This is a genomic window from Nocardia sp. NPDC060220 (assembly GCF_042727815.1).
Taxonomy (GTDB): Bacteria; Actinomycetota; Actinomycetes; order Mycobacteriales; family Mycobacteriaceae; genus Nocardia.
Genome location: NZ_JBHWZY010001017.1, coordinates 1 through 2,205 on the forward strand (window position 1 = coordinate 1; position 2,205 = coordinate 2,205).

At 66.0% G+C, this 2,205-nt stretch carries 2 protein-coding genes; both read right to left on the minus strand.

Annotated elements, in window-relative coordinates; translation table 11 throughout:
• On the minus strand, positions 1-1,931 hold a 1,931-nt coding region (locus ACFWF3_RS33050), incomplete at its 3' end, for a caspase family protein (RefSeq protein WP_379317838.1).
• The coding region (locus tag ACFWF3_RS33055) for a hypothetical protein (protein ID WP_379317840.1) at positions 1,928-2,205 on the minus strand (278 nt) is incomplete at its 5' end. The genes ACFWF3_RS33055 and ACFWF3_RS33050, both read right to left, overlap by 4 nt.

Sequence of the window (2,205 nt, forward strand, 5' to 3'; positions counted from 1 at the left end):
GTGGCGGCATCGACCATGACCGTCAGTGTCGACATCGACTGGACGGCGGGTCGGAGACCGGCGAGGTGGTCGAGACCCGCCTGTTGGTTCGCCTGATAGGCCTGACTGCCCGTTCGGATCACCGTGCCAGGAATCAGCTTCTCGCAACGACTCCACACTTCGTCGACCGCTTTGTTGTTGGTGGATGCCACAAGTACCGTTTCGCCCGCGCACACCGCGGTGGCCACCAGGTCGACCACCAGCTGACTCTTGCCGGTGCCCGGCGGGCCGGTCGCAACCGTCAGCGGACGAGCCATCGCCGAGCGGATGATCTCGGCCTGGGCCTCGTTGCACGGCAGCGGCGTCACCAATCGCCGAGTCGACACCGGTACGGGGGCGGGTACGGCATCCGCGGGGCCGACACAGGCCAGCGCGGTACGCGGGATCTGCGAGACCCGCTCCGCGAGCGCGGCGAGATCGGCGAGGAGTTTCTTGTTCGGACCGCCATCGGCTGCCGACATGCGGAACAACACTGCGACGTTGCGCGCACCGACCGCGCCGGTAGCGGCGGTCAGCGAGTCATCGAGAAATTCCGGCTCGGGTTCATCGACGGTGACGACGCCGAGCTCGTTGCGCAGAATCTGGCGTACCTCGGCGGCTAACGCTGTGTATTCGCCCGCGTGCCAGGTGGGTTCGTAGCCCTCGTTGAACGCCGACGCGGCCTCGGATTCCAGATATTCTTGCAGCAGAATCGGATTCACGATGGGCGGCCCGACCGGGACGAGCCGGTCGGCGGCCCCGCCGAGCTCGAGGCGCCGGATCAACAGCGGAGCGAATTTGCGAGTCGCGGTCGCACGCGCCGAACGACCACCCGGCCGCACGACTACCGCCGGATACCCGGTCCAGAGCTGTTCGTTCGCGTCGGCGACCTGAGCGACGAACTTTTCGAGTTCCGTCGGCACCTCGATGGCGTGATCCTCGTCGAGATCGCCCACCAGCAGCCGCTCGCGCCCCGGGATGCAGGCGTACGTATCGTGGTCGTCCAGTGACAACCAGGCGAGTTGCTCGGCACGCAGACACGTCTCGTAATAGGTCAGCAGTCGCTTCCAGTCCGGAGTACGTGACTTCGACGGCGATGCGCCGATCTCAGCGCCCGATCTGGGGCTGGCCACGACGTCGAGCTGGATGGGCGACAACGGTGATGCCGCCAGGATGATGCGGCCGTCCACTCCCGATGCCGAGATCACCGGCGTCTGCCCGGCATCCTGACGACGAAGTCGGTCGTTGACAAATTCGAACAGCGCCGCCACCGAAAGCTCCGACTTGCCACCCGCCGCCGCACCGGTTCGCATCGCCTCGACGAACACCCCGGTGAACACCGACGGCTGTGTCGCGTCGCGACCGACGAACGATGCCTCACCTGCCCGCGAGGACGACACCACGTAGACACCTCGGCTCGCCAGGGCGGCAGGGTGACCGTCCACCGCGCCCTTCGGGACGGCATCGGAGGTGCGTAGGCCAACCGAGAACCCGCCACTACGGCAGCTGTCGATGATCACCACCTTCTGCGGTGCCACGCACTGTTCGAGCAACTGGTTGACGAATCCGGCGCGCATGCTGGTCTCGCCCAACCGATCCGGGTCGGAGTCGGTGCCGATGAAATGGAATTCGCCGTCGGACCGAACGCTTCGCGCCCCGTGTCCCGAGAAGTAGAAGACCATCAACTCGTCTTCTCTGCTGTCGGCGACGAACTCGTCTACTGCCGTTCGCATCTGGTCGGTGGTCAAGTCGATCAACGACTCGACATCGGAGAAGGCTCCAACGCGGCGGTCGCGCAGCACCTCTTCCACCATGGTCAGGTCGGTGCGCACCGACGGCAACGGCGCGAAGCCCGGGTGGGTGTAGCTCTCGTTACCGATCAACAACGCGCGACGACGGGCCAGCCGACTCACGATGACACCGCCTGGTCCTCGCCCGAGCCGGAATCAGCTGCGGCCTGGTGGACCGGCACCGCCGTTTCGACGAACTTCTCGATGATCGCGAGCTGATCGTCCGGGTTGCCGTCGATCACGAGCACCCGGTCCGGCAACCGCATTTCGACCCGCCGGTGACGGTCTCGTCGGCACCATTCCTTGACGATCGTCGTGACCGCCGTGGCTGTTCCTGCTGAGGAGGCGACGCCCACAACCAGCACCAGCGCGTCCCCAACCGCACCTTGTGTTGCGT